Annotated in this window: 18 protein-coding genes and 1 tRNA gene; all 19 read right to left on the bottom strand. The window is 64.4% G+C overall.

The genetic code is table 11. The annotated features are described in order from the left end of the window. Positions 1-117: 117 nt before the first annotated feature. The 19 genes from I6E04_RS07240 to I6E04_RS07330 all read right to left on the bottom strand — a co-directional run bounded on the left by I6E04_RS07240 (position 118) and on the right by I6E04_RS07330 (position 22,531). Positions 118-207, bottom strand: a tRNA-Leu gene (locus I6E04_RS07240). Between the two features lie 127 nt (positions 208-334). Then, on the bottom strand, positions 335-2,032 hold the full coding sequence (locus I6E04_RS07245; RefSeq protein ID WP_235422519.1) for an ABC transporter substrate-binding protein: 1,698 nt from the start codon (positions 2,030-2,032) through the stop codon (positions 335-337). A gap of 185 nt (positions 2,033-2,217) precedes the next feature. After that, positions 2,218-3,246 (bottom strand): ABC transporter ATP-binding protein, encoded by a 1,029-nt coding sequence (locus I6E04_RS07250; RefSeq protein WP_235422520.1) that lies wholly within the window; start codon positions 3,244-3,246, stop codon positions 2,218-2,220. Beyond that, positions 3,247-4,377 (bottom strand): ABC transporter ATP-binding protein, encoded by a 1,131-nt coding sequence (locus I6E04_RS07255; protein ID WP_235422521.1) that lies wholly within the window; start codon positions 4,375-4,377, stop codon positions 3,247-3,249. A gap of 3 nt (positions 4,378-4,380) precedes the next feature. Beyond that, the gene (locus tag I6E04_RS07260) at positions 4,381-5,286 is read right to left on the bottom strand and encodes an ABC transporter permease (protein WP_235422554.1); all 906 of its coding nucleotides are present in this window, start codon (positions 5,284-5,286) and stop codon (positions 4,381-4,383) included. A gap of 52 nt (positions 5,287-5,338) precedes the next feature. Then, a complete protein-coding gene (locus I6E04_RS07265) occupies positions 5,339-6,376 on the bottom strand; it encodes an ABC transporter permease (protein WP_235422522.1) in 1,038 nt (345 codons plus the stop codon). Between the two features lie 87 nt (positions 6,377-6,463). Beyond that, positions 6,464-8,134 carry a peptide ABC transporter substrate-binding protein gene (locus tag I6E04_RS07270; protein WP_235422523.1) on the bottom strand — a complete coding sequence of 557 codons (1,671 nt, stop codon included), beginning with the start codon at positions 8,132-8,134 and terminating at the stop codon, positions 6,464-6,466. Between the two features lie 429 nt (positions 8,135-8,563). Further along, positions 8,564-8,818 (bottom strand): preprotein translocase subunit SecG, encoded by a 255-nt coding sequence (secG, locus tag I6E04_RS07275; RefSeq protein ID WP_235422524.1) that lies wholly within the window; start codon positions 8,816-8,818, stop codon positions 8,564-8,566. Between the two features lie 169 nt (positions 8,819-8,987). Further along, entirely contained in the window at positions 8,988-9,734 is a 747-nt protein-coding gene (locus I6E04_RS07280) for a transposase (protein ID WP_235422525.1), read from the bottom strand. A 320-nt stretch (positions 9,735-10,054) separates the two neighbouring features. Continuing rightward, positions 10,055-11,611, bottom strand: a complete 1,557-nt coding sequence (gene gpmI / locus I6E04_RS07285) for a 2,3-bisphosphoglycerate-independent phosphoglycerate mutase (protein ID WP_235422526.1) — start codon at positions 11,609-11,611, stop codon at positions 10,055-10,057. 3 nt (positions 11,612-11,614) lie between these two features. After that, positions 11,615-12,382 (bottom strand): triose-phosphate isomerase, encoded by a 768-nt coding sequence (gene tpiA / locus I6E04_RS07290; protein ID WP_235422527.1) that lies wholly within the window; start codon positions 12,380-12,382, stop codon positions 11,615-11,617. Further along, positions 12,372-13,565, bottom strand: a complete 1,194-nt coding sequence (locus tag I6E04_RS07295) for a phosphoglycerate kinase (protein ID WP_235422528.1) — start codon at positions 13,563-13,565, stop codon at positions 12,372-12,374. Before I6E04_RS07295 ends, tpiA begins: the two co-directional genes overlap by 11 nt. 129 nt (positions 13,566-13,694) lie before the next feature. Next, the gene (gap, locus tag I6E04_RS07300; RefSeq protein WP_235422529.1) at positions 13,695-14,720 is read right to left on the bottom strand and encodes a type I glyceraldehyde-3-phosphate dehydrogenase; all 1,026 of its coding nucleotides are present in this window, start codon (positions 14,718-14,720) and stop codon (positions 13,695-13,697) included. 164 nt (positions 14,721-14,884) lie between these two features. Beyond that, entirely contained in the window at positions 14,885-15,838 is a 954-nt protein-coding gene (gene whiA, locus I6E04_RS07305) for a DNA-binding protein WhiA (protein WP_235422530.1), read from the bottom strand. Positions 15,839-15,912: 74 nt separating this feature from the next. Beyond that, a complete protein-coding gene (gene rapZ / locus I6E04_RS07310; RefSeq protein WP_235422531.1) occupies positions 15,913-16,848 on the bottom strand; it encodes an RNase adapter RapZ in 936 nt (311 codons plus the stop codon). 85 nt (positions 16,849-16,933) lie between these two features. Continuing rightward, a complete protein-coding gene (uvrC, locus tag I6E04_RS07315; protein ID WP_235422532.1) occupies positions 16,934-18,919 on the bottom strand; it encodes an excinuclease ABC subunit UvrC in 1,986 nt (661 codons plus the stop codon). After that, entirely contained in the window at positions 18,920-20,194 is a 1,275-nt protein-coding gene (locus I6E04_RS07320; protein ID WP_235422533.1) for a carboxylate--amine ligase, read from the bottom strand. Positions 20,195-20,203: 9 nt separating this feature from the next. Further along, positions 20,204-21,220, bottom strand: coding sequence for a lipid II:glycine glycyltransferase FemX (locus I6E04_RS07325; RefSeq protein WP_235422534.1), 1,017 nt, complete (start codon positions 21,218-21,220; stop codon positions 20,204-20,206). A gap of 120 nt (positions 21,221-21,340) precedes the next feature. Further along, positions 21,341-22,531: a DegT/DnrJ/EryC1/StrS family aminotransferase gene (locus I6E04_RS07330; RefSeq protein WP_235422535.1), complete on the bottom strand. Its 1,191-nt coding sequence runs from the start codon at positions 22,529-22,531 to the stop codon at positions 21,341-21,343. Position 22,532: the final 1 nt, after the last annotated feature.

Consider the following 22,532-nt stretch of genomic DNA (forward strand, 5'->3'; position numbering starts at 1 on the left):
CTCCAAACACGGCGACGGACGCGAGGCATGCAAACGCCGCCGGATCTCAGCTGACGTCTATGATGACATGTCCGATGGGTAAAAAGAAAGCCTCGCAAGGAGGCTCTGAGAATTCGATGGTGTCGGAGGCGGGACTTGAACCCGCATGACCGAAATGTGGTCACTAGCACCTCAAGCTAGCGCGTCTGCCAATTCCGCCACTCCGACTTGCTTTGCAGCGAGAAAGATATTAACCCAAACCCGCCGATCGATGCAAGGACTTTTTTGAAAAAAGATTCGCGACATATCGGGGCGTAGCCGATCGATGTAATAAAACCCCTGGGGTTATTTTACATCACTCGGCGAGCTCGGCTTTGGCGATACGGGCGACCCCGGTCGCGTCGAACGGCAGTCGCTCCACGGTGCGCGCCCCCACATGGGCGCGCGCACCGAACAGGTACGGGATCACCGGGCAATCCCCCGCCACGATATCCTCGACGCGCTGCAGGATCTCGATGCGCTCGGAGTCGCGGTCCTGCGAGCGCGCCTCTTCCAGCAGCTCGTCCACCTGATCGTCGGCGTAGCGCGCGTAGTTGGAGACGCCGATGTTCGACGAATGGAACAAGGGGTACAGCACGTTGTCCATACTCATGAAATCGATGGTGCGGTCGACGCGCCCGAGCTGGAAATCGCCCTCGGCAAGACGCTGATGCAGATCGTCGAACCCCACCGCCTCGGGCGTGCAGGTGATCCCCACGGCGGCGAGATCGGTGACGATCGCCTCCACGGCGTTATGCTGCCCGCCATCGGCGCAATAGGTCAGCGTCAGCTGGATATCGCGCTCGCCGTCGGCATCGCGCGGATAGAGCGTGTCGAGCAGCTCCGAGGCGGCCTGCGGATCGTAGTCCGCATAAGGCCAGCTGTCGTCGCGGTACCCCGGCACCATGGGCGGCACGATGCCGCCGGCGGGCATCCGGACGTCGCGGAACACGCTGCGGACCAGCGCCTCGCGATCGATCGCCATCGAGATGGCGTAGCGCAGGCCCGGTTTGTCCAGCGGCTTCGCGGACGTGTTGCACACCAGGTACGAAACGAGCGGCTCACTTGCCAGCACGGTGTGGCGGCGCGCAGTCAACTCGAGACGCTCGTCGTCGGTCGTCTTCCAATCGGCGGCGTTCGCATCCACGTTCTCGACGGGACAGGGCGCGACCATGATGTCCCCCGCCTCGAACGCCCGGTAGGCATCGATGATGCGATCGTGGAGCGCGAAGGAGACGCGATCGACGCCGAGGGGCGCATCGGCATGCTCGGTAAACGGCACGAGTTCGATCGATGCCGCCTGCTCGCCGAACGCCTCGGCGAGCATGAACGGACCGTTGCCGATCGGCATGCGCGCAAATCCCGCCGGGTTATCCGAAATCGCGGCGGGAATCGGGGCCAGACGGCAATCGGCGACCACCGCGGGGAAGTCTGCGTACGGCGCCGCAAGCGACACCACAAGGGTGCGATCATCCGGGCATGCCACGCCGGCAAGCTCCGAGGCGGAGCCGTCGCGGAAGTCGGCATATCCCTCGACGAGCGACAGCAGAAACGCCGCACGCGAGGGACCCATGAGCGATTCGGTATCCTCGTCGGGGCGCACGACGCGCTCCCATGCGCGCTTGAAGTCCACGGCGCGTACGGGCGCACCGTCATGGAAGCACGCATCGCGAAGCGTGAAGGTGAACGTCCGCGAATCGTCGGCAGCCTCGACGCGTTCCGCGGCGCAGCACGACAGGACGCCGAGCTCGTAGTCGAATCGCATGAGCGGATCGAACAGCTGCGAGGCGACCTGCAGGCCACCGGGCTCGCAGATGCCATAGGGATCGATACACGTCGGCGTCACGATGCCGAACGTCAAGACGCGATCGGCCTCGGCTTCCATCGACCCCACGTCGGTAGACCCGGTATCCCCTTCGCCCTGGACGCATCCCGCCAACGGTGCGGCGGCGAGCATCAGCGAGGCGCGCAACAGCGTACGGCGATCCATCGGCATGCTGAAACGATCTGACATGGTACGTCCCTTCAGACGAAAGGCCCGAAAGCCCGACTTCGTGCCGCTATTGTGCCGCACCCCGACGCCTTCTTTCAAGCGCACCGGCCCCCTCGGACAGCTCCGACATGCAAAGACCCGAATCCGCCGACGACGGATCCGGGTCTTTCAGATACACACGACAGCGCTCCTGCGATGCATGCGCGTTACAGGTCGATGTGGCTCTCCCTGATCGGGAACGTGCGCGCGAAGTGGCAGGCGCAGTAATGGCCCGACGCGACCTGCTTGAACTCAGGCTGCTCGGAGGAGCAGATATCCTTCGCGATCGGGCAGCGCGTGTGGAAGCGGCAGCCGGTCGGCGGATCGATCGGCGAGGGCGGGTCGCCGGCAAGGATGATGCGCTCGCGGGTCTTCTGCACGTCCGGATCGGGCACAGGCACGGCGGACAGCAACGACTGCGTGTAGGGATGGTTCGGCTCGGTGTAGAGGGTCTTCCAGTCGGAAAGCTCGACCATCTTGCCGAGGTACATCACGGCCACGCGGTCGGAGATGTGCTGCACGACGGACAGGTCGTGCGCGATGAAGAGGTAGGCAGTGCCGTACTTGTTCTGCAGCTCCTTGAGCAGGTTCAGCACCTGCGCCTGGATGGAGACGTCGAGCGCCGAGACCGGCTCGTCGCAGATGATCAGCTTGGGCTTGAGCGCGAAGGCGCGGGCGATGCCGATGCGCTGGCGCTGACCGCCGGAGAACTCATGCGGGTAGCGATTGATGTGCTCGGGGTTCAGGCCGACGACGTCGAGGAGCTCGCGCACCGTGCGCATGCGCTCCTCCTTGGTCCCCACGTTGTGGATCGTCATGGGCTCGGAGACGATCTCGCCGATCGTCATGCGCGGATTGAGCGACGCGTACGGATCCTGGAAGATGAACTGCATCTCGCGACGCATCGACTTGAGCTCTTTGTGGCTCATGGAGGCGATGTCGTGGCCCTGGAAGTACACCTTGCCCGACGTGGGCTTAGTCAGGCGCATGATGCAGCGGCCGGTCGTCGACTTACCGCAACCGGACTCGCCCACGAGACCGAAGGTCTCGCCGGCATGGATCTCGAACGAGACGTCGTTCACCGCGGAGACGACGCGCTTGGAAAAGCGGCTGGCGAGCATGCCGGCCTCGGCGGGAAACTCCTTGGTGAGGTGCTCGACCTTGAGCAGAGGCATGGTATCGGTGTTCGAGGCCATTTATGCCTCACCTCCCATCTGGCTCTCATCGAGCGTATCGGGCGTGCCCGTGGCGATCTTGCCGCGCGAACGCGAGGTGTCCGGCGCGAGCTTCAGGAAGTCCGGATCGTCGGCGAAGTGGCACGCGGAGTAGTGACCGGTCTCGGTCACGACATGCTCGGGCAGCTTCTCGTGGCAGATGTCGACGGCATACGGGCAGCGCGGCGCGAACGGGCAACCGGAAGGCAGGTTCACGAGCGACGGCGGGTTGCCGTTGATCGGCGTGAGCGGCTTCTTCTCGTCGGTCGCCTGCTCGGGGATGGAGCGGATGAGGCCCCACGTGTAGGGGTGACGGCTGTCGTAGAAGATCTCGTCGGCGGTGCCGAACTCGACGGGACGGCCGGCGTACATGACCATGATCTTGTCGGCCATGTCGGCCACGACGCCCAGGTCATGCGTGATCATGATGATCGCGTTGCCGTTCTTTGCCTGCATCTCCTGCATGAGCTCGATGATCTGCGCCTGGATGGTCACGTCGAGGGCCGTCGTGGGCTCGTCGGCGATGAGGATGTCGGGATCGCAGGCGAGGGCCATGGCGATCATGACGCGCTGACGCATACCGCCCGAGAACTGATGCGGGTACTCGTTGACGCGCTTCTCGGGGTTGGGGATGCCCACCAGACGCAAAAGCTCGGTGGCGCGCTCGAGCGCCTGCTCCTTGGTGTAGCCGCGATGCAGGCGCAGGCCCTCGCCCACCTGGCGGCCGATCTTGTAGACCGGGTTCAGGGAGGTCATAGGATCCTGGAAGATCATGGCGATGTCGTTGCCGCGCACGTGCTGCATCTGCTCCTCGGTCATGTCGAGCAGGGACTCGCCACGGTAGTAGACGTGTCCGCCCTCGATCCTGCCCGGAGGCATGTCGATGAGGCCCATGAGCGTCATGGCGGTCACGGACTTGCCGGAACCGGATTCGCCCACCACGCCGAGGGTCTCGCCGCGATCGAGCGTGTAGGACACGCCGTCGACCGCGTGGACGATGCCGTCCTCGGTGTGGAAGTACATCTTGAGGTTATCGACCTCGAGCAGGTGACGGCCCTCGGGCACGGGCTTCGTCTTGAGGTCGACGTAATTCGTATTCTTCTTCTTGGCCATGGCTTACGCGTCCTTCATCTTGACATCGAGGGCATCGCGCAGGCCGTCGCCCAACAGGGTGAAGGCGAGCACGGTGGTGAGGATGGCGAGACCGGGCATGATCATCATCCACGGAGCCGTCGTCAGGAAGGTCTGGCCCTCCTGGATCATGGCGCCCCACGAAGGCTGCGGCGGCGTCACGCCCATGCCGAGGTACGACAGGGCGGCCTCGGTGAGGATGGCGGAGCCGATGTTCATGGTCGCGTAGACCACGATGGAGGCCACGGAGTTGGGGAAGATGTGGCGCGCGACGATGCGGACGTCGGAGGCGCCCATGGAGCGCGCGGCGTCGACGTAGTCGTTCTCCTTGACCGACAGGATCGCGGAACGGAACACGCGCGCGATACTCGGCCAGCCGAGGATGCCGATGGCGATGAACACGTTTTGGATGCCGTTTCCGATGACGGCGATCATGGCGATGACGAACAGCGTGTACGGGAACGCCAGGAAGATATCGGCCAGGCGCATGATGATGGTGTCGAAGATGCCGCCGTAGTAGGCCGCGAGCGCACCCATCACCAGGCCGATGACCGTGGAGATCGCCGTGGCGATGATGCCGACGGACAGCGAGATGCGCGAACCGTAGATGACGCGGCACAGGATGTCACGACCGGTGACGTCGGTGCCGAACGGATGCTCGAGCGAGGGCGCGAGCAGCGTGTTCTTGGACATCTCCGCGGTGCTCGCGTACAGCGGGTCACCGAGCAGCTGCTGGGCCCACAGGTCACAGGTGAGCGCGACGATGGCCACGAACACGATCCAGATGACCGCGATGACGGCGAGCTTGTTGCGACGCAGGCGCTTCCAGGCGTCGCCCCACAGGGTGCGGCTCGCGCCGTCGCCCGTCGTCGCCTTCGCGACCGTATGCATGGTCACCGTCCCCGCCTCGGGGATAGGCTTCGGGTACTTCATAGCTTGCCTCCTATCCCTCGTTCTTGGAGCTGCCCAGACGGATACGCGGATCCAGGAAGGCGTAGCTCACGTCGACGATCAGGTTGATGACCATGACCACCACGACGATGATGGTCACGCCGCCCATGACGATGGGCCAGTCGCGCGCCGTGATGGCGCGGTAGATCTCGTAGCCGACACCCGGCCAGTTGAAGACCGTCTCGGTCAGGATCGCGCCGGCGAGCATGCCGCCGAAGTCGATGCCGATGTAGGTGACGACCGGGATCAGCGCGTTCTTGAGCGCGTGGTGCACGATGATGTCGCGCTTGGACAGACCCTTGGCCTTGGCCGTACGGATGTAGTCCTGGTTCATGACGTCCAGCAGCTGCGAGCGCATGATGCGCGCCGTGTAGGCCGTGGAGACCGCCGCCAGCGTGAAGGCGGGCAGGATGTAGTGCATCCAGTCGTAGTACGGCGAGCTCGGTCCGCCCGCGCCCGAGATGGGCATGGAGAAGGCGCCGCCCGTCCATTGCTTCATGAGGATGCCGAAGAACCATTGCAGGAGCATACCGAGCCAGAACGCCGGAATCGCCACCATGATGGAGGTGAACAGCGTGACGAGGATGTCCCAGAACGAATAGCGCTTGATCGCCGATAGCACGCCCGCGCCGATGCCCATGATCGCCTCGAGCGCGATGGCGCATGCGGCAAGACGAACCGTATAGGGATACTTCTGCGCGAAGATGCTCGTGACGGAGACCTTCTTCTGATACGACGTACCGAGGTCGCCGTGGAACAGCTTGTTCATGTAGTTGAAGTAGCGATCGACGAGCGAGGTCGGGATGTACTCCCCGTTCTCGTCGCGCAGGGCCTTGCCGTTCTCATCCACCTGAATGAGGTGGTTGTTGATGCGCATGATCTCCTCGGTCTGCTCCGGAACGGCGCGGCCGCCGGTGATCAACCTGATGGGGTCGCCGGGGACGACGTTTTGCAGCACAAAGAGGATGATCGTGACACCGAGGAAGACCGGGATGAACTGAAGCACGCGCTTCGCGATGTAAGTTCCCATGTAGTTCCCCTCTTACCGTAATTCAACAAGCGCGCCGACCCTTCCGGGTCGGCGCTTGCTATCAGGCGTACGTTGTACGCGAAAACACTAGGCCGAAACGAGCTCGGTCTTGGACATATCCGCCTTCTTCTGCGGGTCAAGGTAGAACTTGGCCACGTTCTCGCCCGTCACCGTGGTGTGGGTGTAGAACATCAGCGGGATCATCCAGCACTGCTCGCCGAGCTCGGCGTCGAGCTCCTGGTACTTGGCGATACGCTCGTCGTCGTCGATCGTGGCGCGGGCGTCGAGCAGCGCCTCGTCGATGGCGTCGTCACCGATCTGGGAGTAGTTGTCGCCCGAGGTCGAGAAGAACAGCGGGTACATGAAGTTGTCCATGATCGGGTAGTCGGCGACCCAGCCGCAGCGGCCGATCTCGTAGTCACCGGAGCTGTAGCGGTTGAGGATCGTGGCCCACTCGTTGGTGTCGGCCTCGGCCTCGATGCCGACCTCCTTGAGGGAGGCCATGACGACATCCATGATCTCCTTGTGGCCGCCGTCCTGGTTGTAGGTCAGCGTGATGGAGGGGTAATCGCCGTCGGGGTAGATCTCCTCGAGGAGCGCCTTGGCGGCATCCTGGTCGAACTTGCAGTACGGCCACACGCCCTCCTCGTAACCGGCGATTCCGGGCGGGACGATGTTGTCGGCCGGGGTGCGGGTACCGTGGAAGACCTCCTCGCAGATGGCCTCGCGGTTGATGGCCATGGAGACGGCCTGGCGGAACTTCACGTTGTCCCACGGAGCCTGCGAGCAGTTGATGGTCAGATAGTAGGTGGAGGGCTCGCCACCGAGCAGCAGCTGGTGACCGGGCGTGGCGGTGTAGCCGTCCTCAGACTCGCCATAGGCCTCGCGAGCCTCGGGGATCTGGGTGGCGGGAACGTCGCAGACGTCGAGGTTGCCGGCCTGGAACTCGCGGTAGGCGGTCTCCTGGTCCTTCTGAATGATGAAGTTGACGCCGTCGAGGATGGCCTTGTCGCCGTAATAGTCGTCGAAACGGACGATGTTGATGTACTGGCCGTCCTCCCAGTTGCCGTCCATCTTGAACGGGCCGTTGCCGATCGGCGACAGGAAGAAGGTCTGGAAGTCCTCGAGTGCCACCTCGGGAACCGGCACGAGCGCCGGATGGGAGGCGACGTAGGGGAAGTCGGCGTAGCTGTAGGCGAGCTTGACGACGAGGGTGTTGTCGTCCGGGCAGGTGACACCGGTCAGCTCGTCGGCCTCACCGGCGGTGAAGGCGTCGTAGCCGTCGACCATGGCCAGGTGATAGCCGATGCCCGAGGGGCTCTCGGGGTTGGTCTCGGGGTTCAGGATGCGCTCCCAGCCACGCTTCCAGTCGGCGGCGACCACAGTGTCGCCGTTGTGGAACGTCGTGCCCTCCTTGAGGTGGAAGGTGAACTCGGTGGCGTCGTCGTTGACCTCCCAGGAGTCACACGCGAGGGCCTTGAGCTCGCCCTTCTCGAAGTCGTACTGGGTCAGGGAATCGAACAGCTGGAAGCCGACCTGCGTGCCCTGGTCCTCCATCAGGTTGTACGGATCGATGGAGACGGGGTTGTTGATGTAGTAACGCAGGGTGCCGCCCGAGGCGCCCTCTCCGCTAGCGCTACCAGCGGTGCCGGGATTGCCCTTCTGGCCGCAGCCAGCGAGCACGCCGAGCACGCCCGTCGCCAGAGCGCCGCCGACGAACGCGCGGCGGCCCATCGGCTTGTTCATGAATTCAGCCATGCCATCCTCCTTCAATACAGGAAACGTGCGGAGCGAGGCTCCGCCCATGTGACGTTGGGGCCTCATGGGTCCAGGCTGACAGGCCCATGGGACAACGTAGGCAATACCTTACCCCAACTTGACCTTGGTAAAGCACTCAAATTTGATTAAAAGTCGCATTATTCTTTATCTTACAGCAGTGCATCCATGCGAAATAATGCGTTTGACTGCATATTCGCTGGATAATGCCCCGCATCTCGCAGGGCGCCGAACAGGCTGCACGGAGGACACACTCCCCCATTTCGAACAGAAAGCGTATCGATTGTTCACACAACGGTAACATTCCCCGACATGCGACAAGATGGTGCCAGGTTCAAACTTGTCGCTTCACAAAACAGGGGCCGCCGTGGCGACCCCCGTCAACATGCTTGGTTTTCCAGCAATACCCGCTTAGATACCTACGATGCCCTGCGGGAAGAAGAACATGGCGAGCACGACGCACACGGCGAACACGATGGCCACGATCACGGTGAGCTTGTCGAGGTTCTGCTCCATGATACCGGTGGCGGCGCTGGAGTTGTACAGCGAGCTGGCGATCATGTCGGACACGCCGGTACCCTTTCCGGAATGCATGAGGACGAGCGCGATGAGCGCAAGCGTGGACAGCGCCCACACGACGAAAATCAAAATCTGGAACGGACCCACAGGGACACTCCTTCTACGTTTGTACGAACAGTCCGTATGGTACCACACCGCCCGCCCCCGCACCCAATCGCCATAACGGGTTGGTTGGGGACGTGTTCCGCCCAACCCTTTTTGGGTTGAGGGGAACACGTCCCCAACCAACCCACGTCCCCAACCAACCCATAGCACGCTAATCTTTTGTTGCACGGGAGATCGTATTGTGACCAATGCCCGTGAGTCGCTCCAGCTGCTTCACTGTTATGCCGGCCGCACGAAGCGACCGCAGCGCCTTGTTCCGTTGCGCCTTCCCCATTCCCTTCAGCTTCGCTGGATCAATATCTCCCAGCGTATAGCGTGCCACCTCGAGTGCGTCTTCATCGGGCACGCGTTTCGTCATCCGATAACGGTATGAACCGAATCGTCCGTCTTCGGAAAAGCGCAGGAAACCTTCAACTCCCCCGACCATACCGAGTACCGTCTCCGTATCTGCAACCCCCGCGCGACCAAGGTACTCTCCATAGCTGCTCCACCGATACGCATCAGCGGAACCCACACCTGCCTTGGCGGGATTGTCATGAATATAGCGAACCGCCTGAAGTAGCTGGCCGTCACTTGTTATGGGGACGCTTGAAAATCTACCCTGAAACACTGAGCCGACATGTCCTGACTTTTCGTTAAAGTAGCGCGCGTACGCCGTCGAAATCGCATGCATGAAGTGGCTCAGCGAACCCTTCGGGTCGTCAACCAGCAAGTGGACATGGTTGCTCATGAGGCACCACACAATGATCCTCACGCCGTCGATCGCCGATTTTTCCTTGAGCCGTTTCAAGAACACCAGACGGTCTGAATCGTCTTCAAAAATGAGCTGCTTGCCGTTTCCCCGCAGCACAACATGGTAAAACCCGGATTCCGAATACTGACGAGACGCTCTTGGCATAGACGCACCCCTCTCCCCACAGCGCTGAATGCGAGGATGGGTTGGGAGGAACACGTCCCCAACCAACCCATCCCAAACTTTACGAACAGGGTGTTCATACCCTATATTTCCGCAGGTAGTATGGCGTTTCTATGTGTTGGATTCCGGTAAGGATCCGACGGTTTCGAACGGGCTCAACGGAACGCACCCCAATGGGTTGGACGGAACACGTCCCCAACCAACCGACCTGGCACCATCTTGTCGCAGAAAAGGGGTCGCCAGCGGATGCTGACGACCCCTTGCAAGGCGATGGGTTGGAACGAACACGTCCCCAATCAACCCTATTCCTCGGTGGCGAGGATACGGCCGGTCATCTCGGCACTCGGCTCGAGGCCGGCGAGCGTGAGCATCGTCGGGGCGATGTCGGACAGGCGTCCGTCCTCGATGCCGGTGAGCTTGGCGGCCGGATCGACCACGATGAACGGCACGCGGTTGGTGGTGTGCGCCGTGAACGGGTGCTTCTCGCCCGCGGCGTCCACGTCGAACATGTGGTCCGCGTTGCCGTGGTCGGCGGTGATCAGGGCGAAGCCGCCCTTGGCGAGAATCGCGGGGATCACACGGGACAGGCCGTCGTCAACGGCCTCGACGGCCTTGACCGCCGCGTCGAACACGCCGGTGTGACCGACCATGTCGCAGTTGGCATAGTTGACGATGTAGAAGTCAGCACGGTCCTCGTTGATGGCCGCCACGAGCTTCTCGGTGACCTCGGGCTCGCTCATCTCGGGCTGCAGGTCGTAGGTGGCCACCTTGGGCGAGGGCACGAGCACGCGCTCCTCCCCCTCCTTGGGCTCCTCGACGCCGCCGTTCAGGAAGAACGTCACGTGGGCGTACTTCTCGGTCTCGGCGGTATGCAGCTGCTTCAGGCCGGCCTGGGCGATAACGTCGGCGAGCACGTTCTCGGGGAACGTCTTGGGGAAGGCCACCTCGACGTTCTTGAACGTGTCGTCATACTCCGTCATGGTCACGAAGTGCGACAGCTTGGGCGCGACCTTGCGCTCGAAGCCGTCGAAGTCGTCCTCGGTGAACGCGCGCGTCATCTCGCGGGCGCGGTCGGGACGGAAGTTGAAGAAGACCATGGCGTCGCCGTCATGCACGCCCTCGTTGTGGCAGGCGAACGGCTCGACGAACTCGTCGCCGCGCTCGTCGCGCTCGTAGTAGGCGCGCACGCCCTCGACCGGGTCGGTATCGGACTCGCTCGGCAGCGTGATGACGTCATAGGCGCGCTCGACGCGCTCCCAGCGGTTGTCGCGGTCCATGGCCCAGTAGCGGCCGGAGACCGTGGCGATGCGGGCATCGACGCCCGCATAGGTGGAGAGCGCCTCGAGGTTCTGCTTCAGGGTCTCGATGTAGCCGGCACCGGAGTGCGGATCCACATCGCGACCGTCCATGAAGCAGTGGAAGCGGATGCGCTCGACGCCGTGGATGGCGGCGATGGCGGAGAGGTTCTCGCCGTGGCGCTGCATGGAGTGCACGCCGCCCGGGGACACGAGGCCCAGCAGGTGCAGGGTGCCACCGTTCTTGGCGACGTCGTCCATGGCACGGGCGAGCGTCTCGTTCTCCTGGATCGAGCCGTCCTTGATGGAGTTGTTGATGCGCGACAGCTCCTGGAACACGATGCGGCCGGCACCGATGTTCAGGTGTCCCACCTCGGAGTTGCCCATCTGACCGTCGGGCAGGCCGACGTCCTCGCCGGACGCGCCGAGGGTGGTGTGGGGGTACTGCTCGTAGAGGCTATCGAGAAACGGCGTGTTGGCGGCGGCGACGGCGTTATCGGCGCCCTCGGGCGCCAGACCGCAGCCGTCCATGATGACGAGCAGTGCGGGAAGATGCTTGGCCATGCGCTACTCCCCCGCCTTCTCCACCATGGCGGCGAAATCGTCGGCCTTGAGCGAGGCGCCGCCGACGAGCGCGCCGTCGACGTCCTCCTCGGCCAGGAAGCCGGCGATGTTCTCGGGCTTGGCCGAACCGCCGTACAGCACGCGGATGCCACTGGCGAGCTCCTCGCCGAAGATCTCGACGAGCGTCGCGCGGATGGCGCCGCAGACCTCCTGGGCGTCGGCCGCCGTGGCGGTCTTGCCCGTGCCGATGGCCCAGATGGGCTCATAGGCGATGACCAGCTGGTCGGCGGACTCGACGGCAACGCCCTCCAGACCGGCGCGGATCTGCGCGGTCACGAACGCGACGTGCTCGCCGGCCTCGCGGGTCTCGAGCGACTCGCCGCAGCAGAAGATCGGGGTGATCCCGGCGGCGATGAGCGCTTTGGCCTTCTTGTTCTCGTCGGCGTCGGTCTCCTTGAAGTAATCGCGACGCTCGGAGTGGCCGATGATGCAGTACTCGGCGTTCACGGACTTCAGCATGGAGCAGGAGGTCTCGCCGGTGTAGGCGCCCTTCTCCTCCCAGTAGACGTTCTGCGCGCCGAGCTTGATGGCGCTGTCGGCGATCTTGTGCGAGGTGCAGGCCAGATCGATCGTCGGCGGGCAGATGACGACCTCGACGCCGTTGCCGGCGGGAACCTTCTCGACGAGCGCCTCGGCCAGCTCCTTGGCGGCGGGCACGTCGTTGTTCATCTTCCAGTTGCCTGCGATGAGGCGGGTGCGGCTACTCGGCATCGTTCAGAGCCTCCACTCCAGGAAGGGCCTTGCCCTCGACGAGCTCCATGGAAGCGCCACCGCCGGTGGAGATCCAGCTCATCTTGTCGGCAAGGTCGAACTTGTTGATCGCGGCCACGGAATCGCCGCCGCCGATGATCGAGGTGCAGTCGGAGTCGGCCACGGCGCGGGCGACGGCCTCGGTGCCGTGCGCGAACTGATCCATCTCGAACACGCCCATGGGGCCGTTCCAGAACACGGTCTTGGCGCCGGCGATGGCCTCGGCGTACAGGGCCTCGGTCTTGGGGCCGATGTCCATGCCCATGCGGTCGTCGGGAATCTTGTCGGAATCGACGACCTCGCCGACGGCATCCTCACCGAAGTGGTCGGCGACGATGTTGTCGACGGGCAGTAGGATCTTGACGCCCTTGTCCTCGGCCTTCTTGAGCATCTCGCCGGCGCGCTCGACCCAGTCCTCCTCCTTGAGGGAGGTGCCGACGGTGTAGCCCTTGGCGAGGAAGAAGGTGTAGGCCATGCCGCCACCGATGATCAGGGTGTCGGCGGAGTCGATCAGGTGATCGAGGACGCCGATCTTGGAGGACACCTTGGAGCCGCCGACGATGGCGACGAAGGGACGCTCGGGCTCGGCGAAGATGCCGGTCAGGGTGTCGACCTCCTTCTCGAGCAGGAAGCCGGCGACGGCGGGCAGGTACGCGGCAGGGCCCACCACGGAACCCTGTGCGCGGTGCGCGGTGCCGAAGGCGTCGAGCACGAAGATGTCGCCGTAGGAGGCGAGGATCTTGCCGATCTCGGGGTCGTTCTTCTTCTCGCGCTTGTCGAAGCGGACGTTCTCGAGCACGAGGATGTCGCCCGGCTCGAGGGCGGCGACGGCCTCGGCGGCCTTCTCGCCGTAGGTGTCGTCGACGAACTTGACGTCGAAGCCGGTGAGCTCGGCGAGCTTATCGGCGGCGGGCTTGAGCGACAGCGCCGGCTCCGGGCCGTCGCCCTTGGGGCGACCGAGGTGGCTCATGAGGATGATCTTGGCGTTGTGGTCCTTGAGGTACTGGATGGTGGGGATGGCGGCGCGCACGCGGGTGTCGTCGGTCACGACGCCGTCCTTCAGGGGCACGTTGAAATCGACGCGCATGAGCACGCGCTTACCGTCGACGTCGATGTCGCGGACGGTCTTCTTGGTGAAAGCCATGTACATCTACCTTTCTCTTCCGCGCCCGCACGCATGGGCGGGCGCGTATGTAAGAAGGGCGCGGCCTTGGGCAAACGCCGTCAAGGCCGCGCCCCCTCAACTCAAGACGCTCAAAGTTCGGGCGGGAACCTAGCCGATGAACTTCTCGAAGTACTTGATGGTGCGGACCATCTGGGAGGTGTAGGAGTTCTCGTTGTCGTACCAGGAGACGACCTGCACCAGGGTCTGGCCGTTGCCCAGATCGGAGCACATGGTCTGGGTGGCGTCGAAGATGGAGCCGTGGGTCTCGCCGATGATGTCGGTGGAGACGATGTCGTCGGTGTTGTAGGCGAAGGTCTCGGGGATGGTCTCGGCGTAGGCCTTCATGGCGGCGTTGACCTCGTCAGCGGTGACCTGCTTGTCGACGACGGCGTAGAGGTTGGTCAGCGAGCCGGTCGGGGTCGGGACGCGCTGGGCGGCACCGATGAGCTTGCCGTTGAGCTCGGGCAGGACCAGGCCGATGGCCTTGGCGGCACCGGTGCTGTTGGGGACGATGTTGACGGCGCAGGCGCGGCTGCGGCGCTTGTTGCCCTTGCGCTGCGGGCCGTCGAGCGGCATCTGGTCGCCGGTCCAGGCGTGGATGGTGGTCATGATGCCGGACACGATGGGGGCGAAGTCGTTCAGGCCCTTAGCCATCGGGGCGAGGCAGTTGGTGGTGCAGGAGGCGGCGGAGATGATGTCGTCCTCGGCGGTCAGCTGCTCATGGTTGACGTTGTAGACAATGGTGGGCAGGTCGTTACCGGCCGGAGCGGAAATGACGACCTTCTTGGCGCCGGCGTTGATGTGAGCCTGGGCCTTGGCCTTGGAGGTGTAGAAACCGGTGCACTCGAGCACGACGTCGACACCGAGCTCGCCCCACGGGAGGTTGTTGGCGTCGGCCTCCTTGTAGATGGTGATCTCCTTACCATCGACGGTGATGGAGTCCTCGCCGGCGACGATCTCGTGATCGCGGGAGTAGTTGCCCTGCGTGGAGTCGTACTTCAGCAGATACGCGAGCATGTCGGGGGACGTGAGGTCGTTGATAGCGACGATCTCGGAGCCCTCGTGGCCGAACATCTGACGGAACGCGAGACGACCGATGCGGCCAAAGCCGTTAATCGCAACCTTTACTGCCATGCTTGTCTCCTTTCGTGAGACCCCCGCAGGTTCCCTTGCCTGCCGCCGGGGCCTACAAACAAACCTCTTAGAATATACCTGTTTTTCGATGCCTGTGACACGACAATAGGGCTGTTTTGAGAATTTTCAGAGCTTTGATTCGCTTCAAAACCCCAGCATATGGGCTATTGAAGCGTTTCATCGTTCCGTTTACGCGCCTCTTCCACGAGCTTTTCCAAACGCAGCACGCGATGGTACAGGGCGGACTTCGAAAGCGGGGGGTCGGTCATACTCCCCAAATCGCGCAACGACAGGTCCGGATGCGCGCGGCGCAGCTCGCAAAACGTCGAGAGCGCCTCGGGGAGCCCGGCGCGAAGGCCCAACCGATCGACCTCGTCGATGAGGTCGATCTGCCGCTGGGCGGCACCCGCGCTCCTCCCCTGGTTGGCGAGCTCGGCGTTCACGCGCCGGTTCACCTCGTTTTTCACCGATTTGACGCTGCGGGCCTCCTCGATTTCGGCGACGCAGCGCTGAGCCCCCACCTCGAGCAGCAGACGGACGATCTGCTCGGCGCTCTTGATGTAGACCGCATACGACGACCGGCGCCTGTTCACGCGGGCACGCACGCCGACCTTGCCGATCAGGTCCGCCAGGGCACGGGCGAACGGCTCGCCTTGGACCGAGATCTCGAGATGGAAATCCCCGCGCGGATCGGCCACGAACCCTCCGGCGATCAGCGCGCCCCGGATGTAGGCGCGCTGGCAGCAATCGCGCGCGACGATATGATGCGGGATTCCCGAGACCAGACCGCCCGAGCGGTCGAGGATCCCGAGCAGCACCAGAGCCTTCTCGAGATCGGGCTGATCGGGCAGGGAGATGAGGTAGTTGCGCACGCGGTGCAGCACGCTCTTGCGCACCGTGAACTCGGTCTCGAGCTTTAAGATCTGATGCGTGAGGCCGATCATCGTGCGCGCCACCGCGCCGGTCTCCGTGGCGACCTGAAGGCGATAGCGTCCCGCGCCCGCGATACCGAGCGTCCCGCACACGCGCGTCAGCGCGGCGAGCATGGCGAGGTTGCAGTACTCGCACGACGGGGCGCAGCGCGACAGCTCATCGCGGACCTCCGCGGTAAACGACATCGATCATCCTCCCTTCCCGATCGCCCGATGTCCCAAAACGCTCCTGTCCCCTTTTGGGATATGGCGCCATCCGGTCAGTGGGCCTCGCCCGTCGCCGTCTTGTTGGCGCGCGCCAGGTCGCGATGCGAGATGCTCACGTGGTACTGCTGGCGCTCGAGGTAGCGCGCGGTCGCCTCGGCGATGGCGACGCTGCGATGCTGACCGCCGGTGCATCCGATGGCGATGGAGAGCTGCGGCTTTCCCTCCGCCACATACCCCGGCATGACGGCGTCGAGCAGCTGGCACCACGCGCGCCAGAACTCCTGGGTCTTGGGATGCTCGAGCACGAAGCTCGAAACCTTCCCGTCGAGCCCCGTCATGGAACGCATCTCGGGGTCGTAGAACGGATTGGGCAGGAAGCGCACGTCGATCATGAGATCGGCCTCGACGGGCATGCCGTGCTTGAAGCCGAACGAGAACACGTGCACGTCCATGAGCTCCTGATCGGTCAGCTCGGAGAACGCGTGGCGCAGCTTGGTGCGAAGCGAGCTCGTGGGCAGGCGGCTCGTGTCGATGATCATGTCGGCGCGGTCGCGGATGCTCATGAGCTGGACGCGCTCGCGTTGGATGGCGTCGGCGGTCGACTCGCCGGCCATCGCGAGCGGGTGGCGACGGCGGTTCTCGCTGTACCGACGGATCAGGACCTCGTCGGACGCCTCCAAAAAGAGGATCTTGCAGCTCATCTCATGCTCCTTGAGCTGCTGGATGACATCGAGCAACTCGTCGAACAGACCTTGGCTGCGCAGGTCGCTCGTCACGGCGAGGTGACGGCCGATGCCCGCGTTGATGCCCACCAGCTCGGCGAGCTGCATGATGAGGCGCGGAGGCAGGTTGTCGATGCAGAAGTACCCCATGTCCTCGAACACGTGCATCGCCTGCGTGCGGCCGGATCCGGACATACCGGTGATGATCACGACATCGGGAACGCGGTCTGCGAGCTCCGCCGTGGTGATCGGGTTCATATCGGACATGCGCGACCTCCTCGTTCGATTATCTGCCAACCAGTATACCCACCCGCGCAGACGGCCGGGGACACAGGCGCGACGGACCCGTCCCTTACGCGCGCAGGGTGTCGTACACCGCCTGGGCGACCGCGGCGGGAATCCCCTTCACGGCGGCGATCTCGTCGACGGTCGCGGCGCGCAGCCGCTTCATCGATCCGAAGTGCCGCATGATGGCGCGCTTGCGCGTCGGACCCACGCCCTCGACCTCATCGAGCACGGACACCGTCATGGCGCGGTCGCGCAACTCGCGATGGAACGTGATGGCGAACCGGTGCGACTCGTCGCGCACCTGCTTCATCAGGTAGAGCGAGGCCGATCCGCTCGGCAGGACGACCGGCGTGTCGTCCCACGGCACGAACACCTCCTCGTCGGCCTTGGCGAGGCCGCACACCGGGATGTCGAGCCCCAGTTGCTCGAGCTGGCGCATCGCGGCCGTGAGCTGGGGCTTGCCGCCGTCGACCACGAGCAGGTCGGGCCGGCTGCCAAAGCGCTCGTCGGCCATGCGCTCGGGCGCGTAGCGACGACCCAGGACCTCGGACATCGAGGCGAAGTCGTTGGCCTCGTCGAGCTCGGTGCGGATCTTGAACCGCCGGTACTGGCTTTTATCAGGACGTCCGTCGGTGAACACCACCATCGACGCCACGGTGAAGCGCCCGTGCAGCGTCGAGATGTCGAAGCACTCGATGCGCATCGGGGGACCGTCGAGCGCAAGGGCGCTCTCGAGCTGCAGGAGCGCCTGATTCGTGCGGTCGTCGGCGTATCCGGTCCGCATCATGTACCGCATGAGGGCGTGGCGCGCGTTGCGCTCGCAGGTCTCGAGCAGATGGCGCTTCTCCCCGCGCTGAGGTCGGTGCACCGTGCACTTGCGACCGCGCTTGGCGGAAAGCCACTGCCCGATCACGTCGGCGTCCTCGAGGTCGACCGCCACGTCCACCTCCGCGGGGATGTCGGCCGTCTCGTCGTAGTAGCGCTTGACGAATCCCGCGACGAGCTCGTCCTCGGCCACGTCGAGCCCCTTGTCCACGATGAACTCGCACGTGCGGACCGTGCGCCCCTCGCGCACCGCGAACACGCAGGCGCCCGCGATGGTCTCCTCGCGGTAGAAGCCGATCAGGTCGATATCCACGCTCGTGGGGAACACGACCTGCTGGCGATCGTCGAGGCCGTCGACCACGTCGAGCCGGCGCTTGATGCGGCCGGCGCGCTCGAAATCGAGCTCGGCGGCGGCCTCGGACATGTCCTCCTTCAGCTCGCGCGTGAGCTCGCTGCGATGCCCGGACAAAAAGCGCTCGACGCGACGGACGTTGACGGCGTACTCCTCGGGCGAGATCATGCCCGCGCACACACCCGGTCCGCGCCCCACGTGGTAGTCGAAGCACGGCCGGCCCTTTTGGGCGCAGATGAGCCCGATGATGCCCGCATCGTCGGGACGCTTGTCGAGCAGGCGCCGCACGCGCTTCCACTCCGCGCAGGTCGCCGAGCAGATCGGCGTGACCTTGCGGATCGTGTCGATCGTCTCGCGCGCCGCGCGGGCGTCGGTGTAGGGGCCGTAGTAGCGCGTCTTGGGCTTGTGCTTCTCGCGCGTGTACTTGATCGCCGGAAACACGTCGCCGTGCGTCACGGCGATGTAGGGATAGCTCTTGTCGTCCTTGTAGTCGACGTTGAAGTACGGATGGTACTGGCCGATGAGGTTGCGCTCCAGCACCAACGCCTCATGCTCGTTGTCAACGACGATGTAGTCGAAGCTCGCCACGAGCTGCATCATGAGCGGGATCTTCTCACGGTCGTCGGTGAGCTGCACGTACTGTTTCATGCGGGCGCGCAGGTTCTTGGCCTTGCCCACGTAGATGACCTCACCCGAGGCGTCCTTCCACAGGTAGCAGCCCGGATCGGTGGGCACCTGCGCCACCTGCTCGGCCAGCGAGAGCCGCTGGCCGTCCTCGGTGGTCGCCACATGGCGCGCCGCGGCGGCCGTATCGAGCGGGGACACGCTCACGCGATGCCCGGGCAGGCCGCCTCGGTCGAGAGGAGATGCCATCTAGTGCGCCTTCTCGCGGCGGACGTCGCCCACATAGCGGTCGAACTTCTGGATCTGATGGAGATACGTGATAGTCGCCCAGACCTTGTGCATGAGCGTATCGCCCTTCCAGTCATACGGATATCCCGCCTTGCCGGCGCGATACATCGCCAGCACGCGGCGGCGCAGATCGGGGTCGGGCACGCACCGCTTGATCACCCGCGCGGGAACGCAGGTGTACAGCACATCGCCGTACGCCTCCCGATAGGGGATCTCCTTGCCGAGAACATACTCATCGACCAGCAGCTTGGCGATGTTCGCACCGCCCTGGGCGACGTAGAACGTGTTGCGCCCCGGCCTGGTGTTGATCTCGAAGAACTTGTACTTGCCGTCGCGCTCGTCGAACTTGATGTCGAAATTGCCGAAGCCGCGATAGCCGACATGCCGGCAAAAGCGCTTGGCGGCCTCGATGATCGGCTCGACGCGCTCCGGCAGGATGCACATGGGGTTGCCGATGCGCGCCGGGGAATGGTCCTGCAGCACGACCTGACCGCCCGACACCACGCGCACGTCGCCGTTCGCGTCGGAAAACGTCGTGAGCGAACGGATCGCGGCGTCGTCGCCGGGGATGAAGTCCTGGACCACGAGCTCGCGATCGTAGCCGGCATCGCGTAGAAGGTCGAAGATCCGCACGAGATCGGCCGCATCGTGGACCTCGTAGACCTTCTCTTTGCCGGGAAAATCCATGAGGTCGTAGCGCGCCGAGTTGGAGGGCTTGGCGATCAGCGGATAGGTGAACGAATCGGCGTCGATCACCAGGTCGCGATCGGAGCAATCGAAGGTCCACGTCCTGGGGTAGTCGATACCCAGCTCCTCGCAGATCTCGTAGAAGCGCTCCTTCTGCGTGATCTCGTCGAGCAACTCGAAATCGTTATACGGTACGACGAACCACTGCGAGAGCTCTTCCTTGTTGACCGACAGGATGCGCGCGTGCCAGTCGGCGCTGCCGAAGATAAGCGCGATCTTGCCTGCCGCGGAAAGCTCCGCGCCCAACCGGCGCAGGTAGTCCATGACGGCGTCGTCGCCCTGCGCCATCTCGGGAACCACGCGGTAGTCGACCAGGCGGCTCGCCGAGGTCACGCGCACGTCGACGGCGGACACGACGAGCGTCTTGACGCCGTACGCCTCGAAGAAGCAGCGGGCGAACGAATAGGACATGATCTCACCGCCCAGCGCGACGGGAACCAGGCGGTCGGCGAGCTCGGACTCGGTGACGGTGTGACGGGTATCCGGCATGATGGCCCCCTACTCTGCGTGCTTGGCGGAACGGAGACGCGCACGGGCGGCCTTGGCGGCGACCAGCGCGCGATAGAAGGTCTTCTTGATCGGCACGTCGCGATCGGGGGCGACCATGCGCACACCGTCCTTCGCGAACTTGGTCTTGAACGTGTTGAGACCCATGGTCGCGGGCTGGAACTCGCTGCCGATGCCCATCTGGTCGTACTCGGTGCAGCCGATGCGGCCGAGCTCGCAGCACTCGAAGTAGATGAGCCGGTCGGTGGCGAGGTTGCGGGCGGCACCGGTGCGCGAGGCACCGTAGTAGCGCGTCGCGTGCGTGCCCGAGATGGTCGCGATCGTCCAGGTGATCACCTGGTCCCCATCGCGCCCCGCGAACAGACGGCAGTGGTCGTGACCCAAGATCTTGAGCATGTTGCGGTAATCCTCGGCAGGCGCCGGGGTGAAGCCGTCGCGCGCCGCGGTCTCGACCATGACCTCGTAGTACTCGTCGAACGACTCGATGGCGCGCTCGGTCTCGTCGGAAAAGGTCAGCGTGCACTCGCGCAGCGCCTTGCGGACGTCGCGGCGGCCGCGGGGCTTCATGCGCGACAGGATGGCCTCGTCGCCGCCGGTCAGGTCGATGACCACCGTGGTGTCGTAGGGCAAGGTGGACAGGCACGGCGTCGTGATCGGAAGCTCATGGGCGACCGCCAGACGCATGAACACCTGCTTCTTGTCGCGACCGCGCACGTAGTCGACGAGCGCCGTCAGCGCCTCGGCCTCCTGCTCGGCGGTCGGCTCCTCCTCCCACACCGGCGCATGGTGCGCGCGCAGGTAGCGATAGCCATGGGTCTCGTACTGGACGAGCGAGATGAGCGCCACGAGGCGCTCGCCGTCCTTGATGGCGGCATACCCCCAAGGCGAGCGGCCGGGAACGGTCGCCTCCAGATCCTGCCACAAGGGCAGCTGCTCGATGGGTACCGTCGCGGCGAAATCAGCCGCACACTGCTCGTACTCGGTGCGCGAGAGCTCTTGAACCTGCATCGCGTGGTGCTCCGTCTTCTCGATCGCGTATACGTTCCAACAGTTCATCATAGTTGATGCTGCCGAGAGGACGGCGGCGGGACGACCGCATTCTATGAAGAGACCACGAGCGCAGACACGCTATCCGTTGGCGGACACGAGCCCGCGGACGACTTCGGCGACCGCACGGGCGCCCTCGGCACCCACGTTGCACGGCAGGGTCGCGAGCGTGTCGACGATCCGCATGCAGGTCGAAACCACCGCCTTGTCCCGCGACACGCGGTAGACGCCCTCGTCGAGCACGCCCGGACCCAAATAGGGCCGATACCAGGCCTCGGTATAGTAGCCCGCGGCGCACACCTCGGATATCACGCGGTCCGCGAGCGCGGTGTCGGCGACGAGGATGGGGAACTTCAGCAGCGGTTGCACCGGCCCCTCCATCGCCGAGGAGAACGTCTCGACGCCCGGCATATCCGCAAACGCCTCGCGATACGCCTCGACCGCCTCGCGGTGGGCGCGCTCCTCGTCGTCCAGCGCCGCGAGCGCATCGATCACGCGACGGCACACCTCGGCGCTCGGCCGCAGGGGCTCGTGCGACACCGCACCGCGACGCTCGTCGTCGGACACGGCGGGCTCGAACAGCCCGACGGCGGACAGCGTGCGCCGCAGCCAGCGGGATACGGGCAGGGGCAGGTGGTTGAACACGCGGTTCCAGAAGATGAAGGTCCTCGTCAGCGACGTCAGATGGGCGCCGGCGACGGGCAGGTCGACGAGACGCGCGCGAAGATCGGCGACGACCTGAGAAAACGGGGAATCGGGATTCACCCATACCGCGCCGCCGAACTGCGTATCGAGCATCTTGGCGACACCGAAGGAATGGATCGAGATGTCGGCGCACGGCGCTCCGTCCGCACCGCGGGCCATGCGTCCCACACCATGGGCGCAATCCTCGACCACCGGGATGCCGGCATCATGGGCGATGCGAACCAGGTTGCGACTGTCGACGTCATCGATCAGACCGTAGGTATGCTGCAGGACGACCGCCCGGTCGGCGGTAGCGAGCGAAAGCTTCTCGGGACAGATGGACGCTGCGCAGCGCGACACCTCGGCATAGCGCGGCTCGAGCCCCGCCGCGATGATGGGGTCGACCGCGGTGCAGCAGGTGAGCAGCTGCGTGACGACCGAGCCCTCCCCCATCTGGGCCCGAATCGCGCGAAACGCGAGCAGCATCGCATGACGGGCACGGAACGTGAGATACCAATCCTCGGAGCGCGTACCGGTGCGCTCCGCGAGACACGCGGCGATCCGCTCCTCCTCGATCGAGCGATCCATC

It is taken from the genome of Collinsella tanakaei (assembly GCF_021531055.1).
Lineage (GTDB): Bacteria > Actinomycetota > Coriobacteriia > Coriobacteriales > Coriobacteriaceae > Collinsella > Collinsella tanakaei_B.

Coding starts and splice junctions, on each gene's coding strand:
- I6E04_RS07245 (WP_235422519.1), bottom strand. CDS start 2,032: ATGTCAGATCGTTTCAGCATGCCGATGGATCGCCGTACGCTGTTGCGC.
- I6E04_RS07250 (WP_235422520.1), bottom strand. CDS start 3,246: ATGGCCTCGAACACCGATACCATGCCTCTGCTCAAGGTCGAGCACCTC.
- I6E04_RS07255 (WP_235422521.1), bottom strand. CDS start 4,377: ATGGCCAAGAAGAAGAATACGAATTACGTCGACCTCAAGACGAAGCCC.
- I6E04_RS07260 (WP_235422554.1), bottom strand. CDS start 5,286: ATGCATACGGTCGCGAAGGCGACGACGGGCGACGGCGCGAGCCGCACC.
- I6E04_RS07265 (WP_235422522.1), bottom strand. CDS start 6,376: ATGGGAACTTACATCGCGAAGCGCGTGCTTCAGTTCATCCCGGTCTTC.
- I6E04_RS07270 (WP_235422523.1), bottom strand. CDS start 8,134: ATGGCTGAATTCATGAACAAGCCGATGGGCCGCCGCGCGTTCGTCGGC.
- I6E04_RS07280 (WP_235422525.1), bottom strand. CDS start 9,734: ATGCCAAGAGCGTCTCGTCAGTATTCGGAATCCGGGTTTTACCATGTT.
- gpmI (WP_235422526.1), bottom strand. CDS start 11,611: ATGGCCAAGCATCTTCCCGCACTGCTCGTCATCATGGACGGCTGCGGT.
- tpiA (WP_235422527.1), bottom strand. CDS start 12,382: ATGCCGAGTAGCCGCACCCGCCTCATCGCAGGCAACTGGAAGATGAAC.
- I6E04_RS07295 (WP_235422528.1), bottom strand. CDS start 13,565: ATGGCTTTCACCAAGAAGACCGTCCGCGACATCGACGTCGACGGTAAG.
- gap (WP_235422529.1), bottom strand. CDS start 14,720: ATGGCAGTAAAGGTTGCGATTAACGGCTTTGGCCGCATCGGTCGTCTC.
- whiA (WP_235422530.1), bottom strand. CDS start 15,838: ATGTCGTTTACCGCGGAGGTCCGCGATGAGCTGTCGCGCTGCGCCCCG.
- rapZ (WP_235422531.1), bottom strand. CDS start 16,848: ATGTCCGATATGAACCCGATCACCACGGCGGAGCTCGCAGACCGCGTT.
- uvrC (WP_235422532.1), bottom strand. CDS start 18,919: ATGGCATCTCCTCTCGACCGAGGCGGCCTGCCCGGGCATCGCGTGAGC.
- I6E04_RS07320 (WP_235422533.1), bottom strand. CDS start 20,194: ATGCCGGATACCCGTCACACCGTCACCGAGTCCGAGCTCGCCGACCGC.
- I6E04_RS07325 (WP_235422534.1), bottom strand. CDS start 21,220: ATGCAGGTTCAAGAGCTCTCGCGCACCGAGTACGAGCAGTGTGCGGCT.
- I6E04_RS07330 (WP_235422535.1), bottom strand. CDS start 22,531: ATGGATCGCTCGATCGAGGAGGAGCGGATCGCCGCGTGTCTCGCGGAG.